At 63.7% G+C, this 15,547-nt stretch carries 9 protein-coding genes and 2 pseudogenes; 5 read left to right on the top strand and 6 right to left on the bottom strand.

Features of this window, described 5'->3' with window-relative positions; translation table 11 throughout:
* Nucleotides 1-85 precede the first annotated feature (85 nt).
* Nucleotides 86-4,924 carry an NAD-glutamate dehydrogenase gene (locus ABNQ38_RS32335; RefSeq protein ID WP_377810377.1) on the bottom strand — a complete coding sequence of 1,613 codons (4,839 nt, stop codon included), beginning with the start codon at nucleotides 4,922-4,924 and terminating at the stop codon, nucleotides 86-88.
* A gap of 416 nt (nucleotides 4,925-5,340) precedes the next feature.
* On the bottom strand, nucleotides 5,341-6,240 hold the full coding sequence (locus tag ABNQ38_RS32330; RefSeq protein WP_377810376.1) for a LysR family transcriptional regulator: 900 nt from the start codon (nucleotides 6,238-6,240) through the stop codon (nucleotides 5,341-5,343).
* Nucleotides 6,241-6,659: 419 nt separating this feature from the next.
* Between ABNQ38_RS32330 and cas5c the strand changes: the two genes are divergently transcribed.
* Both cas5c and cas8c read left to right on the top strand, forming a co-directional pair.
* Nucleotides 6,660-7,394 carry a type I-C CRISPR-associated protein Cas5c gene (gene cas5c / locus ABNQ38_RS32325; RefSeq protein WP_377810375.1) on the top strand — a complete coding sequence of 245 codons (735 nt, stop codon included), beginning with the start codon at nucleotides 6,660-6,662 and terminating at the stop codon, nucleotides 7,392-7,394.
* Nucleotides 7,391-9,231 (top strand): annotated as a pseudogene (cas8c, locus tag ABNQ38_RS32320) (type I-C CRISPR-associated protein Cas8c/Csd1). Before cas5c ends, cas8c begins: the two are co-directional and overlap by 4 nt.
* 11 nt (nucleotides 9,232-9,242) lie before the next feature.
* Here the strand turns inward: cas8c and ABNQ38_RS32315 are convergent.
* A protein-coding gene (locus tag ABNQ38_RS32315) for an IS630 family transposase (protein WP_377806224.1) occupies nucleotides 9,243-10,309 on the bottom strand; the annotation gives its coding sequence in 2 pieces (ribosomal slippage) (nucleotides 9,243-9,821 and nucleotides 9,824-10,309; 1,065 coding nt in all).
* A gap of 123 nt (nucleotides 10,310-10,432) precedes the next feature.
* Between ABNQ38_RS32315 and ABNQ38_RS32310 the strand changes: the two genes are divergently transcribed.
* Nucleotides 10,433-10,597: a hypothetical protein gene (locus tag ABNQ38_RS32310; RefSeq protein ID WP_377810374.1), complete on the top strand. Its 165-nt coding sequence runs from the start codon at nucleotides 10,433-10,435 to the stop codon at nucleotides 10,595-10,597.
* Nucleotides 10,598-10,633: 36 nt separating this feature from the next.
* Here ABNQ38_RS32310 and ABNQ38_RS32305 read toward each other — a convergent pair whose 3' ends face one another.
* Entirely contained in the window at nucleotides 10,634-10,909 is a 276-nt protein-coding gene (locus ABNQ38_RS32305) for a transposase (protein WP_377810373.1), read from the bottom strand.
* 98 nt (nucleotides 10,910-11,007) lie between these two features.
* On the opposite strand from ABNQ38_RS32305, the pseudogene ABNQ38_RS32300 reads away from it, so the two are divergent.
* Nucleotides 11,008-11,424, top strand: a pseudogene (locus ABNQ38_RS32300) (transposase); the annotation flags it as partial.
* A 182-nt stretch (nucleotides 11,425-11,606) separates the two neighbouring features.
* On the opposite strand, the gene ABNQ38_RS32295 reads toward ABNQ38_RS32300, so the two are convergent.
* A complete protein-coding gene (locus ABNQ38_RS32295; protein WP_377810372.1) occupies nucleotides 11,607-12,596 on the bottom strand; it encodes a helix-turn-helix domain-containing protein in 990 nt (329 codons plus the stop codon).
* A 228-nt stretch (nucleotides 12,597-12,824) separates the two neighbouring features.
* Nucleotides 12,825-14,219 carry an amidase family protein gene (locus ABNQ38_RS32290; RefSeq protein ID WP_377810371.1) on the bottom strand — a complete coding sequence of 465 codons (1,395 nt, stop codon included), beginning with the start codon at nucleotides 14,217-14,219 and terminating at the stop codon, nucleotides 12,825-12,827.
* A 411-nt stretch (nucleotides 14,220-14,630) separates the two neighbouring features.
* Here ABNQ38_RS32290 and ABNQ38_RS32285 point away from each other — a divergent pair, with 411 nt between their 5' ends.
* On the top strand, nucleotides 14,631-15,545 hold the full coding sequence (locus ABNQ38_RS32285; protein WP_377810370.1) for an alpha/beta fold hydrolase: 915 nt from the start codon (nucleotides 14,631-14,633) through the stop codon (nucleotides 15,543-15,545).
* The last annotated feature ends 2 nt before the right edge of the window (nucleotides 15,546-15,547 follow it).

The raw sequence follows: 15,547 nt of genomic DNA, 5'->3' as shown, positions 1-15,547 counted from the left end.
AGGCACCGGCACCCCGGAGGCCCGGCTGCGCAGGACAGTGCAGCCGAGCCATCCGGACCGAGAGTCTCCTATTCCTGTGACAGGGTTACCCGGCGATCAGGCCGCGCAGCTGCCGATTTGCGACAGCCAGCATGGCGAGATCGACTGCCGGCTGGGCGCGCAGTTCGGCCAGAAGCTGTTCGACCCGCTCGACCACCAGGCTGCGGCTGGCGATCCAGCCATCGACCGCCGCAGCCTCGTCGCCCTCGCTTTCCAGCACGCGCACGGTCAGCGCGCTCTGGTGGGCGAACAGGTCGTCGACGATGGCGGCGACCGCCTGACGCTGCCAGTGGTTGTCGACCTTGGCGCCGGCAGCGCGGTCGCGCAGCCATTCCAGGCCGAAGCGGCGGCCGAGGCCGAAATAGACCGAGGCGACGCCCTCCACCGCGCGGCCGGTGCGCTCGGCGATCCGCACCAGATCGGGGGCGGCGGCCAGAACCGGCAAGGCGGCGATGCGGCGGGCCAGATCCTCCGGCACGCCCTGGGCCATCGCATCGGCGATGCGGGTGGCGAGGCGCGAGGACTCCTCGGCGTCGAGGAAGCGGTCCAGCCCGGCGGCCAGAGCCTCCACCCCCGGACGGAAGGCGGCGGACTCGCGGCCGAGATCCAGCGGGTGCGGGCTGTGGGCCAGGAACCATGCCACCGAGCGGTCCAGCAACTGGATGGTCTCCAGCATCAGCGCCGTCTGCAAGGCCGCCGGCACGACGTTGTCGAGCGCGTCGATGGCGTCCCACAGCGGACGAAGCTGGAACACGTCCCGCGCAATGGCATAGGCGCGGGCGACGTCCGCCGGGCCGAGGCCGGTCTTCTCCACCATGTCGCGGACGAAGGTGGGGCCGACGCGGTTGACCAGGCTGTTGGTGACGGCGGTGGCGATGATCTCGCGGCGCAGGCGGTGGCGCGAGATCGCCTCGCCCTGGCCGTCCCGCAGCGGCTGCGGGAAGTAGCGCAGCAGATCCTCGACCGTCGCCGGATCGTCCGGCAGCTCGGACGCCAGCAGATCGTCGTACAGCGTGATCTTGGCGTAGGCCAGCAGCACCGCCAGCTCCGGCCGGGTCAGGCCGCGGCGTTCGGCCATCCGCTGGGCCAGCTCCTCGTCGGTCGGCAGATACTCGATGGCGCGGTTCAGCCGGCCGTTGCGCTCCAGATTGCGGATGAAGCGCAGCTGGGCTTCCAGCAGGCCGGCCCCTTGGGCCTCGGCGATGGTCAGGGCTTGGCTCTGGCGGTAATTGTCGGCCAGCACCAGCCCCGCCACCTCGTCGGTCATGGCGGCTAGCAGCGTGTCGCGCTGCTTCAGCGTCATGTCGCCGCGCGCCATGACGTCGCCCAGCAGGATCTTGATGTTCACCTCATGGTCGGAGGTGTCGACGCCGGCCGAATTGTCGATGGCGTCGGTGTTCAGGCGGACGCCCTTGCCGTCGCGGCCCTTCTGCGCCGCCTCGATGCGGCCGCGCTGGGTGACGCCCAGGTTGGCGCCTTCGCCGATCACCTTGGCGCGGATCTGGCCGCCGTCGATGCGCAGCGCGTCGTTGGCCTTGTCGCCGGCCTCGGCGTTGGTCTCGGTCGAGGCCTTGATGTAGGTGCCGATGCCGCCGAACCACAGCAGGTCGACCTCGGCCGTCAGCAGGCGGCGCATCAGCTCGACCGGCGACAAATGGGCCTGCTCGATGCCGAAGCAGGCGCGGACCTCCGCCGTCAGCTCCACCGTCTTGGCGCTGCGCTCGACGATCATCGCGCCCTTGGACAGCTTGGAGCGGTCGTAGTCGGCCCAGGAGGAGCGGGGCAGGGCGAACAGCCGGTTGCGCTCCTCCCAGCTGGTCGCCGCGTCGGGATCGGGGTCGAGGAAGATGTGGCGGTGGTCGAAGGCGGCCAGCAGCCGGATATGCTTCGACAGCAGCATGCCGTTGCCGAACACGTCGCCCGACATGTCACCGACGCCGACCACGGTGAAGTCGGTGGTCTGGATGTCGGTGCCCATCTCGCGGAAATGGCGCTTCACCGATTCCCAGGCGCCCCGCGCGGTGATGCCCATCACCTTGTGGTCGTAGCCGGCCGAGCCGCCCGAGGCGAAGGCGTCGCCCAGCCAGAAGCCGTGGTCGATGGAAACGCCGTTGGCGATGTCGGAGAAGGTGGCCGTGCCCTTGTCGGCGGCGACCACCAGATAGGGGTCGTCGGCGTCATGGCGCACCACGTCCTTCGCCGGCACGACGGACCCGTTGGCGGCGAAATTGTCGGTGATGTCGAGCAGGCCGCGCATCAGCGTCTTGTAGCACTCGATGCCTTCGGCCAGTGCCGCCTCGCGGCCGGCGCTCAGGGGCGGGGGACGCTTGACGACGAAGCCGCCCTTCGAGCCGACCGGGACGATGACGGTGTTCTTCACCATCTGCGCCTTCATCAGGCCCAGGATCTCGGTGCGGAAATCCTCGCGGCGGTCGGACCAGCGGATACCGCCGCGGGCGACCTTGCCGCCACGCAGGTGGACGCCTTCCATGCGCGGGCTGTAGACGAAGACCTCCACCCACGGGCGCGGCAGCGGCAGTTCCTCGATGGAGCCGCTGTCCAGCTTGAAGGACAAATGCGGCTTCGGCGCGCCGTCCGGCCCGGTCTGGTAGGCGTTGGTGCGGAGCGTGGCGCGGATCAGGTTGACGAAGCGGCGCAGGATGCGGTCGTCGTCCAGATTGGTGACGGCGTCCAGCGAGGTCTCGATCTGCTCGAGGATCGGCGCCTCATCGCTCAGGGTCTTCGGGTCGAAGCGGGCGGCGAACAGCCGGGCCAGCAGGCGGGCGGTCTGCGGGTGGGCGGCCAGCGTCGTCTCGATGGTATCCTGGGCGTAGGCGAAGCGGGCCTGCTTCAGGTACTTGGCGTAGGCGCGCAGGATCGTGACCTCGCGGCCGGCCAGACCGGCGCGCAGGACCAGACGGTTGAAGCCGTCATCCTCCATCCGGCCATCCCAGATGTCGGCGAAGGCCTCCTGGAAGGTCTGCTTGACCTTGACGCAGTCGACCGGCATCCCGTTCTGGGTGCGGGCGGCGAAGTCGTGGATCCAGACCGATTGAGCCGGAGTGGAGCCGCCGGCGGGGCGGACCTCGTAGGGCTGCTCGGTGATCACCTTGAGGTCCATGTGCTCCAGCATCGGCAGCACGTCGGACAGCGGCACCGGCCGGCCCTGGTGGTAGATCTTGACGTGCAGCTCGTCGCCGTCGGCCTCCAGCGGGTGGAACAGCACGATGCCGAGCCGCTGTTCGGTCAGCGCCCGTTCGATGCGGTCGATGTCGTGGACAGCGGTTTCCGCCGAGAAGGTCTCGCGGTAACCGGCCGGGAAAGCGTCGGCGTAGCGGCGCAGCCGGGCGTTGCCGGTCTCCTCGCCATGGGCCTCGACCAGCGCGTCGCGCAGGCGGTCGGCCCAGCTGCGGGAGACCTGGACCAGCCGCGCTTCGATCTCGCTGATGTCGACGGGGGGAAGCTTGCCCGGCTCCGTCTTCACCATCAGGTGCAGGCGGGCGAGCGCGCTGTCCGACAGCTGGGTGAAGTAGGAGGTGCAGGTGCCGTGGAAGGCGGATTCCAGAACCGACTGGATCTTGCGGCGCAGCGCCGTGTCGTAACGGTCGCGCGGCACGAAGACCAGAGCGGAAACGAAGCGTTCGAACGGGTCGCGGCGGACGAACAGGGCGAGGCGCTGGCGTTCCTGCAGGTAGAGGATGCCGACCGCCGTCTCGAACAGCTCGTCGGACGGGGTCTGGAACAGCTCGTCGCGCGGGTAGGTCTCCAGGATGTTCAGCAGCGCCTTGCCGTCATGACCCGACGGGTCGAAGCCGGCGCGGCCCATGACGCGGGCGACCTTGCGGCGCAGGAACGGGATCTCGCGCGGGCTGCGGTTGTAGGCGACCGAGGTGAACAGCCCGACCGCCAGCGTGACGCCGACCACCTTGCCCTCGCTGTCGAAGCGCTTGACCAGAATGGCGTCGAGCGGGACCGAGCGGTGGACGGTGGCCTGCCGGGTGCCCTTGGTCACCAGCAGCGCGCGCGGCTGGTGCAGGAAGGCGCGGATTTCCTCCGGCAGCACGGCGGCGTGGCCGTGCTCGTCGAACACGGTGATCTCCGGCGCGCGCAGCACGCCGAGCCCGCTGCCCTCGACCAGCTCCAGCCAGGGCTCCTGGCCGGCGCCGCCGATGGTTGCGGTGTAGAGGCGGCTGCCCAGCAGGGTCATGTTGCCGTCGTCGATCCAGCTCAGGAAGTCGGCGGCCTCCTGCGATTCCTCGGCGTCGGGGGCGTGGGCGATGTCGTCGCGGGCGGCACGCACGCGCTCGCGCATCGGTATCCAGTCCTCGACCGCGGCGCGGACGTCGGCCAGCACCCGCTCGATCCCCTCGCGCAGCCGGGCCTGGGCGGCCGGGTCCGACAGCGGGTCGATGGAGCAGTGCATGAAGGATTCGTCATGCGCGCCGTCCGCCTCTTCGCCGGGCTCCAGCAGCTCTACGATGCGGCCGTCGGCATCGCGGACGACGCGGGTGACGGGATGGATGATGAGGTGGACGGTGACGCCCTGCCGGTTCAGCTCCGCCGTGACGGAATCGACCAGGAAAGGCATGTCGTCGTTGACGATCTCCACCACCGAGCGTTCGGCCTGCCAGCCATGCTCGTCCAGACGCGGCGCGTAGACGCGCACCTTGGCGGTGCCTGCGTTGCGCTGCTGCCCCCACTGCCACATGGCAAGGGCGGCGCCATAAAGCTGTTCCGGGGTACCGCGCAGCAGGTCGTCGGGGGGCACGTTGGCATAGAAGCGCTTCACGAAGCGCTCCGCCCGCGCGTTCGGAACCCGGCTGCGCACCAGTTCGGCCAGTTGCTGCCGCAAGTCGCCTGCCAGATCCTTCGTCGCCGTACGCATGATGGTGGTTGTCTCCTCTCGGGTTTTTCGGGCGTGTTTGCTTTGGGCGTGTTTTTCTTTTGATTGGTAGTACCACCCCCCCAACGACTTTTCGACGGCAAATAAACGGCAGGATTTCTGACCAAGCGGTGATTCGCACCCCTTTGGGGGTATTTGTCCAAAGATTCGGACAACCCAGTCACATGTTCGCCGAATTTATCCATAGCGCATTCACATCCCCGCCATGGCCCTTCTCTCGCCGATGCCGCGGCAAAGGCGCACAGCGCCCATCCGCCGCATCCGGCGGTGGCCGGATCGGTGCGCCGGAAGGGGGGAGGGCGACTCGATTCGGCGGGAGGGGAGCGGAACCGGCAAACCGGCGGAAATTCAGGAAAACCGCCGGGAAAACAGGTAAGCCATATTGTCCTAACGGCGTTTCAGATCGGCGCTGGGGCGTTTTCGGACAAGCTATCGACAAGCCGGCGGGCGTGGGCGGAAAGATCGGCAAAATTCCGGGCGCACAGCACCAGCAGGCGGGGCGCCCACGGGTCGGTCAGCGGCATGACCCGCAGGCCTCCGCTGTCGAGCGCCCGCAGCGCCGCCGTTTCCGGCACGATGCCGACCCCGACCCCGCGTTCGACCAGCCGGCACAGCGCCACCGGTCCGCGCACCCGCACGCGGTAGGACAGGCTGCGGCCGGCGCGGGTGGCGTGGCCGTTCAGATAGTCCTGCAGGGCGCTGCCGGCGCTGAGGCCGACGAAGGGTTCGTCCAGCAGGTCGGCGAAGGAAATCCGGTCGTGCCCGGCCAGCCGGTGCGACAGCGGCAGCACGGCGACCAGCCGGTCGCTGCGGAAGGGGCGGGTTTCCAGCCCGCCGAGATCGACCATGTCGGCGACCACGCCGAGGTCGGCCAGCCCGGCGGCCACCGCCTCGACGATGGCGTGGCTCGGCCGCTCCTCCAGATCGATGTCGATGCTGGGATTGTCGGCGAGGAAGCCGGCGAGCGCATCGGGCAGGAATTCGTTGATCGCCGCGGTGTTGGACAGCAGCCGGACATGGCCCTTCAGTCCCTTGGCGTATTCCGCCAGCTCGCCGCGCATCCGTTCCAGCTGGTGCAGAACGAGGCGGGCATGGTGGACCACCGCGCGGCCGGCCGGGGTGGGGCGGACGCCGCGGCGGAAGCGCTCCAGCAGCGGGATGCCGAGCGCCTCCTCCATCCCGCGCACCCGTGCGCTGGCCGAGGCCAACGCCATGGCGCTGCGCTCCGCCCCGGCGGTGATGCTGCCGGTCTCCACGATATACAGGAACAGCCGCAGGTCGGTCAGGTCGAAGCGCATGGCGTCTTCTGGATGGAACCATAAAACCTTACGAGAGCACCCATATAACGCACTCGCTGGAACCATAAAATAGTTCGCTACAACCGTGTTCGGAATGGACTGGCAAAGTGTTTTTGGTTCTGTGGAAATTCGCAGAAAGACAATTCCATTTTGTAAAAATACCGCCTGCGATCGGCATGCTGTTCCTGAATTTCAGTCGTCCAGTTTTGGCTCACCTATTTTTCAAAGTCCGTGGAAGAAATTGAGATGAATTTTAATGTTAGAATAATAAATTTGAGTTGACAAAAGTTTTTCTGAGAGAAAGTTAACCAAAATTCCGTGATCCTAATTACTATATTCCCGTCACAAAATCTGTAAGTTAGAATATTCTGGGCCCAGTATGCCAAATTCTGGTGATAATTCCCATAAGTCTATCACTGGTGACCAGTTTGTTGCGGGAGAAAATCAACTATCCTTCCGATAAATGCTTTTTGCAGGAGGCTGCTATGGGATGTGACGCCACATTGCGTGTCTCTGGTACTCGCGCCTGCTTTTCATGCGCCGAGTTCAAGACTGAGCGTTCCTCCTATCCGGTCATCACGCCATCTGCCGCCCGCGGAATTTTTGAAGCTGTTTATTGGCGTCCCAGACTGCGTTGGGTCATCGACCAAATTCATGTGCTCAAACCGATTCGCTTTCAATCGCTGACGCGCAACGAGATCGGTGACCGCGTCTCGGCTATTTCCGTACGCCATGCAAAGCAGAGCGGTGACATTCAAAGTCTGTCGCGGAACGCCGCGGACATCCGGCAGCGTCGAGCCACGACCTTCTTGGTTGACGTCGACTATTTGATTTCCGCTCGCCTTCGTCTGACGGATGATGCGCCAAGCAGTGACAGGCTGGATGAACCCCTCACCATTTTCCGTCGCCGGGCCCGGCGCGGCCAGTATTTCCGCTCGCCCTATCTTGGCAACCGCGAGTTTCCAGCCGATGTCGCGCTGTGGGAGGGGCCATTGCCTAAGCACCAATTGCCCGATGACCAGCGCGACCGTGACCTCGGCCAGGTGCTGCTCGACATCGACTACGCCAACAATCACGCCGCCCGGTTTTTCCACGCTATTCTGCGCGACGGCGTCATCAGCGTTCCACCCTTTGTTACGGCGGTGCGGCCATGACGGTCCTCGCCTCTCTCACCTCCCATTATGGTCGGCTGGAACGTCGCTGCGATGTCCCGTCCTTCGGTTTCACGCGTGAGTGCATTGCCTTCGGGCTGGTGCTATCGGCAGACGGCGAGCCCGTCGCCTGTGACGACCTCCGCATTTCCACTAACGGACGGAACCGCGGCGGCGGGCAGTCGATGGCGGTCCCACGCTCCTTCACGCGATCCGGCATAAAGCCCCGGCCCTTCTTCCTCTGGGACAACAGTCACTTCGTTCTCGGACTCGGCAGCCCGCCGGAGGGCACGGAACCATCCGCTCACCCTGCGCGTGCCGAGGCCTTCCGTGATTGGCACGAGCGGCTGCTGGATGGCACGGAGGATCCTGGCCTCCTGGCGGTCTTGCGCTTTCTGCGCAGCTGGACGCCAAGTCGCTTCCGGCGAGCGCCGTTCTCGCCGGCGCTGCTCGATCGCACACTTGTTTTTCGCCTGCTCGACGATGTCGATGCCGCCGGTCGGCCGCGCTTTCTGCATGATCGGCCGGCTGCCAAGGCCGCGTGGGAGCTCCATGCCATTGAGGGTGACCGACCCAAGGCAATGTGCTTGGTTACTGGCCATGTTGCCCCGGTTGCTCGCCTGCACCCTGCGATCAAGGGCGTGTGGGGAACTCCGACGACCGGCGCATCACTGGTGTCTTTCCACCAGCCTGCTTTCAGATCCCACGGCAAGATCCAGGGTGACAACGCTCCCGTCTCGGAAGCTGCTGCCTTCCAGTACGGCGCGGCGCTCAACGCGCTGCTGGCACCGGGCAGCCGATCCAAACTCCGGATCGGGGACATCACCATGGTGTTCTGGGCTGACGCCGCCGTCCATGGTGAGGCGGCGGCCCGTCGGATCGAGGCACTGGTGGGCAGCCTGTTGGCGCCGACCGGACCACCCGATCCTGTCATCAATGAAGAGGGACGTCCGGCTTTTCGCCGTAGCTGGGAATGGCTGGACAAGCCTACCGCTGCACAGGCCGTCGCTCTTGGCATAGAGCCCAGTGTCCGCGTGTCAATCCTCGGCATCACGCCGAACGGCCCACGCCTGTCGGTGCGGTTCTGGCAGGAGGTGACGGCGGGGGCGCTGATCGGTCGGCTGACCGCTCACTGGCACGATCTGCGGATCGAGCCGCTGACTTGGAAAGTACCTCCATCACCGGCGGCGCTGCTCTACGCCATGGCACGGCAGGGACGCTCCGGGTCGGTTCCGCAGCAACTCGCCGGCGACCTGATGAGGGCGATCCTGACTGGAGAGCGTTATCCGTTGACCTTGTTGGCGGCGGTCCTCCAGCGTTTGCGTGCCGGCGAACCTGTCGATGGCCCGCGTGCTGCCCTGTGCAAAGCGATCGTTCAGCGTGCTGCCCACCGGCACCGGCGTGGCAGCGCCAATCCACACATCGATCCGGCCATGGAGGTGCCAGTGAGCCTCGATCGTACGGAGTTCGACCAGGCCTACCGGCTCGGCTGTTCGCTGTTCTCGAGAACGTCCAGCGTGCCGCCTTGGGGCGGCTCAACGCCAGTGTCCGCGATCGCTATTACGGTGCGGCCTCGGCCACGCCGGCCAGTGTCTTTCATCTGCTGCTGCGCACCGCCCCCCACCATTTGAAGGTACTGCACAGGGAGCGCACAACCCGCGGTCTGGCTATCTGGTTCGAGCGCGAAATTGACGAGATCATGCGCGATCTGGACATGAATCTTCCGCGTCAGTTGCAGCCGATGGCACAGGGCCGCTTCGCTGTCGGCTATTACCATCAACGCCATGCTCGCAAACCCAATTCAGAGGTTGCCGATACGGTTGCCCAACCGGAGGACTGATACCGGCGAGCCTAAGCATTGACACATGTTAACCATGGGTAATTGGTTAGGGAGCGTAGGCGCCCTGGCGTGGCGGTGAGGGCGTTCCAGGCGTCGCAGCAGGCTTGGACGACGGCGTCGTAGTCGTGCAGTAGCCGGTGGGATAGGAAGCGCTCGCGCAGGTACAGCCAGACGCGCTCCACGGGGTTCAACTCGGGACTGTATGGCGGCAGGGGTACCAGCGTGACGTTGTCCGGCACGACCAGCGCCCGTGATCCGTGCCAGCCGGCTTGATCGAGCACGAGCACCGCCTGTACGTCCGGTTCCAGGCTTCGGGAGAAGCCGTCCAGGAACAGGCTCATGGCGATGATGGAGACGGTCGGCATCACCAGCGCGAAGTCGGCGCCGCTGGCCGGGCAGACGGCGGCGTAGAGGTAGACCGAGGTGAAGCGCTTGTCGCACAGCCCGGCGGGACGCTGCCCGCGCTCCCACCAGCGATGCGCGGTGCGGCCCTTCTGGCCGATGCGGGCTTCATCCTGGAACCAGAGTTGGAGGCGTCGCCCAGGGTGCGCGGCCGCAGCAGCCTTCAGCGCTTCGCGCAGCCCCTTTTTTGGAACGCGGCTTGTGCCTTGGCGTCGGACTGCGGGTGGCGAGGGCGCGTCTTCTGCTTCGATAGACCCAGCCGGCGCACGATGCGCGACAGGCTGGCCGGATGCAGTGTCTTGGCGAAGCGCTCGGCGATCACCTCGCACAGGATCGGCAGGGTCCACTCCACGCACCCGTGCCGCTTGGGATCGGGGCCGGCGAGGATGATGGCCTTGAGCGTCGCCTGCTCGCCGTCGCTCAGCCATTCTGGCCGGCCAGGGAGCGGGCGGTCGTAAAGCCCGGCCACCCCCTCAGCGTTGTAGCGCACCACCGCATCGCGCAGGGCTTGGCGATCCATACCCGCCAGCCGTGCCGCCTCCGCCCGGCTCACCCCATCGAGGGCATGAGCGATGGCGAACATCCGCGCCGCCACCCGCCCCTTGCCCTCCCGACGCGCCAGGGTGCGCAATTCACCGGCACTCAGGTCTTCCCGGATCGGCAACGCCGCTGGCATGCGATTCTCCCCCTCATGGACGGGGAATCGAATCATGGTTCATTCGCCTTGGGAAGCCCCGCAGTGAGTCAGCCCCTCCGCTCGCCGGTATCACACCAGCCGGTGCGGCGACGAGAACGCAAGATGCAGCGGTTCAAAACATCGGGTTCCGTCCAGCGCTTCGTCTCTCTTCATGCCGCCGTCTACAACACTTTCAACCTCCAGCGCCACTTGGTCTCCCGCCTCACCCTGCGCACCTTTCGGGCGCAGGCAATGGCCGAGTGGCTGGCCGCGACCGCGACGCCGTGACGCAGTCGGCGGATGCCAGGTTCTTTGCAGGCCGGTTCAGTTCGCGTGACAATGCCCGCGGGCGAGTTCGCGTTTCAGACGGGCGATTTCCGATGCTTGATCAGCGCCAGCGGTCAGGGGGGGCCGCCGCTTGCTGGACGGGGGGCATCGACGGCCCCCTGACCCGGTTAGACGGCGCTGCCATTTCGGTAACACCGAGGGCTGCAAGCCTAATTCCCGGGCGATCTGCGCAAGGGAGCGACCGCTGCTGGTCGACAGCGCCACCGCCTCGTGCTTGAACTCGTCCGTAAAGATGCGCCGTGTCGTCGTCATTCTTGACCTCTCCACTCCATCTGGAGCTTAGCAGAGGTGTCCACTGATTCGGAGGAGGGTCATGATTCAGCTTCCCCGCTCGGTCACAAGGTGGCCCTCGGCGGAGGGTTACGGTGAATGTCCGGCTCACCGCGGCCACCGGCTTGGCTGAACGCGAAGCGGCGGTTTCCATGGTCGAGGCCATCCCCGGCCGCCACCGCATCACGGTAGGCGCCGACAAGGCTTACGACACCAAGGATCTCGTGGCGAACATGCGCGAGTTGGGCGCCGCTCCGCATGTCGCGCAGAACACGAGCAATCGCCGTTCGGCGATCGACGGCCGGACCACCCGCCACCCTGGCTATGCCGTGTCCTTGCGCATCCGCAAACGGATTGAGGAGCTGTTCGGCTGGATCAAGGGAGCTGGCTTACGCAAAACGCGTCATCGCGGTACGGCTCGCGTCGGTTGGATGTTCACCCTGACCGCCACCGCCTACAACCTGATCCGCCTGCTCAAGCTGCTGGCGGCGCCATAATAACGCTCGGAGTCCGCCTGAACGGCGGCTCCGAGCGTCTCGGAGCGCAAAAAAGCGCTCCATTCTGACAAAACGGGCGGCGGAAACGCCATTTCCAAGCCTCAGCGGAGGCAAAAAGCCAAAATAAGTTCGTTTTTCCGCAGCCTGCTAACGTGCCGATGCCAGCATCCGGAATTTCATCCTCAGCATTTTGATCTATATTGAGTAGGAGAGACGCCGACAGTTTTTTTGAATGCCCGCGCAAGGTTTGCGCCAGAGGAGAAACCGGTCGACAGCGCTATATCGTCAATAGTCATATATGGATCTTTTAGAAGCGTTTTCGCTTTAGCGATCCGAAACTCGGAGATGTATCGGAATGGCGACGCACCGGTCGCTGTTTTAAAGGCCCGGCAAAAATGAAATACACTGAGACAGGCGATTTTGGCCAAATCGTCTAGGGAAATGTCAGTTTCCAAATTTTCTTGGATAAACTCCACCACCCGGCTGAGGCGGCAACGATCCAATCCCCTGCCTGAATAAGCATCGAAATAAGATTCTGACAAACCACGCTGATCATTGCGCGTGTAACGCTGCATAAGGCGGGCCGCCAAGCCGACCCCGAACGACTCCAAAAGCATTTGAGTTACTCTTTCGCTTCTCTCCTCCTGCATCAACTCTTCCGCGACCGCAAAGCCGATGCTCTGAATTAGAGGATCGTTGATCCCGCCTTTGTACAGCAGGCACGCGATATGCGTCCCATCGCCGACGGGTTGCAAGGCACCGAACAGATCCGTCGGCAGATAAAAATGAAGCAACTTGAGGGGACCGGCCTCGATGTGGAGATACCGTACCTCCACACCGGCGGGGCAAATGCTGGCTGAGCCGACCTGAGAAAGATATTTCTGTTCGGCACCGTCGGCGCGCCTGCGAAAGTTCGCGCTCCCGGAAACGTTAATGACAATCTCCGTAACAGGTTGCACAAAAGAAGTGCAGTTAAGGTGATTGTGTTGATAAATCTCGGCACATACGGAATTGACATCCCCAGTCTTGGATGACGCCCTGATAAGCTCGCTGCCTCCCTTGGTATATTTACTGCCAACGGCCGAGCCGATAATCTGGTCGTCTTGTGGCATCATGCCAAATTTCAGCGGATAACTTGGACGTGAGGCTGCCACTGAAGATGCTGCGGACATTCATTCCTCCTGACGTTACCACGCTGGAAACCGGTGCGACCCTGCTGTCCACTCACAAAAAGGATCCAAGCGATTTCATATTCCCCGGCAGCAGTTCGGATGTGCCCACGGTCTCCGCTCTCCCCGACAGATGGCCTTGCCGCGCCAACCGATCATCGGCCTGAGCAGCTTGACATGCTATGGAAAATTCTTGGGAAGATCGTGCAATATTTTTCTACCAGCGTCCACTCAGCTGTGATTGTGGCGAATGAAGTCGAAGGATTGCCCTCCTCGAATTACCGCCTCAATTCGGTTGGCCAGAGCCAGCAGCGCATGATCACTTCCAGGTCCGCCGGACAAAAGAAAACCGGTTGGTATACCGTTATCGTCAAATCCATTTGGGATGGAAATACCGCACCAGTCGAGAAAACTGCCGATGAGGGTATTTCTTAGAACAAGCATATTGGTGGTGGCGAATAGGTGATCGTCGAGTTCCAAGGGTCCAAGAAGAGGTGCTGCGATTGCAACGGTCGGGTATGCGACGAATGTCGCGCCGTCGAACAGGTCCGCCATTGCATCAATCAAGTCCAGCCGGGCTTGCCTGACGATTGCCTCCGATGCTGTGCTCATATGGCTGCCGAGGAGCATCCGCGTCCGCACCCGAGGGTCCATGCGCTCGGCGTCGGGGGAAGCGAGCCGGCTTCTATGCAGCTCAAAGGCTTCCTTGACCACGAGCGCACCATGCCGTGACGCGACCGAAAGCACCTCGTCGAGGACCGGCAAGCGGCGGTGCTCAATTCCGACGCCGAAATCTTCCAATCTGCGAACAGCTTCCTCAAAGTTTCTGGCCACATCGGCGTCGACGCTTTCCCAGACCGCATTGGTCGGCACGACCAAACGAATTCGACCGTCGGTGTGGGGCAAGACCTCGGACGGGGGAAGCCCACATGCGGCCGCATCGACGACCACCGCGTCAGCGACCGTGCGTGTCAAAACACCCGCGGTATCCAGCGTGCGGGACAATGGAAATGCCCCTTCCAACGGCCATCGCCCCCCTGACGGCTTGAAGCCGACGACGCCATTGAACGCGGCGGGAATTCTGACGGAACCGCTCGTGTCCGTCCCAATCGCGATGGGAACCAGCCCAAGCGCGACCGCGACCGCCGAGCCGGACGACGATCCGCCGGGAATGCGGTCCTCGCCACGACTCCATGGGTTCCTGGGTGTCCCGAAATGCGGGTTCAATCCCAGTCCTGAAAATGCGAATTCCGTCATGTTCAGTTTTCCGGTCGTGACCGCACCACAGGCCGCGATGCGACGCACCAATTCCGCATCACGAAGGGCAGGGCCATCGTCCAACACCGAAGAGCCTGCGCGAGTAACCTCTCCCTGAACATCGAAGAGGTCCTTCCAGGCCACGGGAACGCCGTCTAGCATGCTGAGCGGCCGGCCCTCCAAGTAGCGCCTCGACGCTGCGGCAGCTTCCATTTCTGCTCTCGCAACAGTCCGTTGAGTGAATACAGCCGGGTCACTCGATGCAATGCGGCGCAGCGTTGCATGCAGCAGATGGGACGGTGTCACCGCTCCCGTGGTCAGCAATTTTCCCAGCTCCAGGGCTGACTTTCCAAAAAGGAAATCGCGCACCCTCACTCCTCCCTCTTTCAGCGAAACCGGCGAGAGTATCGACCTCCAGGCGACCCAATCACGGCCGTAACTGAAATGTCAACCGCAGCCGAAAAGCTCTACAAGATTGCATAAGTTCATATGTAATTCTTCCTAAGGATGTTCATGTTCGGTGATATGGACGGAAAATCGTGTGGCTGAATTCTGCTAATTTATTGAACTGATGTGATAAAGGCGATCCCGTGCCTGGGCATCGCCGCTTGAGGCCAAATCCTCGGCCACTTTGCGGGCCGTCATTGATCCCGCACAAGAGACGCAACGAACCGCAATTTGTGCTGCCACACTCCGCAATCCTCGAAAGGGCCGGCGGCGCGATCGGTGTTATTTAATCTCGGAGTTCATCTAAACCAGACCGAAGAACCCGAGGCATCAATGACAAAATTCCAGACTATCGACGTCCCACACTTGGGCGGTTCGAAAATCGGCTGCAGAACCGCCACAGACTACGATCCCCGGCTTCCGACCCTGGTAATGATCAATTCATTCACGACGTCATCGGAGCTGTACCGGCGTCAATTCGCCGATGCGAATCTGACCGGCAAGGTCAATCTCCTCGCACTCGAGCCGTACGGGCATGGAGCGACGCGAACGGCAAGCGAGCAATTCACCTATTGGGACAGTGCGATCGCAAACATCCAGGTTCTCGATCGCCTTGGAATCAAGTCTGCCTTCGTCCTGGGCACGTCGCAGGGCGGTTGGATCGCCATGCGGATGGCGCTTCTTGCCCCTTCGAAAATCGATGGCGTCATCCCCCTGGGCACGTCGATGGACTGCGAAAGTGCCGCGAGCCGGGACCTCGGATGCTGGGACGCCCCCGCGTTCTGCGATCCTTGGATCGCCGACCTGGCGACGGAGGTGGATTCGGCATGGGCGCCATCGGATCAATATTGCAACGACCTCATCGATCCGGCCTTCGGTATCAACATCGACCAGGAGACGCGTGCCTTCTGGACGTCTCGACTGAAGGAAAACTACAAAGGCGACGACGGCCGCAGCCGTCTTCGCATGTGTACCATAAACCTTCGCGACCGGGACGGTCTGCGCGGGCGGCTTGACGGTGTCGTGAGCCCGGTGCTGTGGCTGCATGGAACCGAAGACGTCGTGTATTCCGTCTCGCATGCGCAGAGAGAAGCGAAGCTGTTCCCCCGTGCGAAAAGCGTGTCGTTCAAGGCCATCGAGGGCGGATATCACTTCCTGAGCGCGACGAATCCCGAAGAAGTCAACCAGGAAGCCCTGACGTTCATCCAGAAATGCTGGAGCGGCGAAGCCAGGCAGGCTGCGGAGTGATG

The organism is Azospirillum sp. A29 (assembly GCF_042604625.1).
Classification (GTDB): Bacteria; Pseudomonadota; Alphaproteobacteria; order Azospirillales; family Azospirillaceae; genus Azospirillum; species Azospirillum palustre.
The sequence above is the reverse complement of the archived record's forward strand: the minus strand, read 5'-3'. Positions and strand labels throughout refer to the sequence as shown.

What these genes read in the sequence shown, in the direction of transcription:
- ABNQ38_RS32335 (WP_377810377.1), bottom strand. Translation starts at nt 4,924, where the DNA reads ATGCGTACGGCGACGAAGGATCTGGCAGGCGACTTGCGGCAGCAACTG.
- ABNQ38_RS32330 (WP_377810376.1), bottom strand. Translation starts at nt 6,240, where the DNA reads ATGCGCTTCGACCTGACCGACCTGCGGCTGTTCCTGTATATCGTGGAG.
- ABNQ38_RS32310 (WP_377810374.1), top strand. Translation starts at nt 10,433, where the DNA reads ATGCAGCGGTTCAAAACATCGGGTTCCGTCCAGCGCTTCGTCTCTCTT.
- ABNQ38_RS32305 (WP_377810373.1), bottom strand. Translation starts at nt 10,909, where the DNA reads ATGACGACGACACGGCGCATCTTTACGGACGAGTTCAAGCACGAGGCG.
- ABNQ38_RS32295 (WP_377810372.1), bottom strand. Translation starts at nt 12,596, where the DNA reads ATGTCCGCAGCATCTTCAGTGGCAGCCTCACGTCCAAGTTATCCGCTG.
- ABNQ38_RS32285 (WP_377810370.1), top strand. Translation starts at nt 14,631, where the DNA reads ATGACAAAATTCCAGACTATCGACGTCCCACACTTGGGCGGTTCGAAA.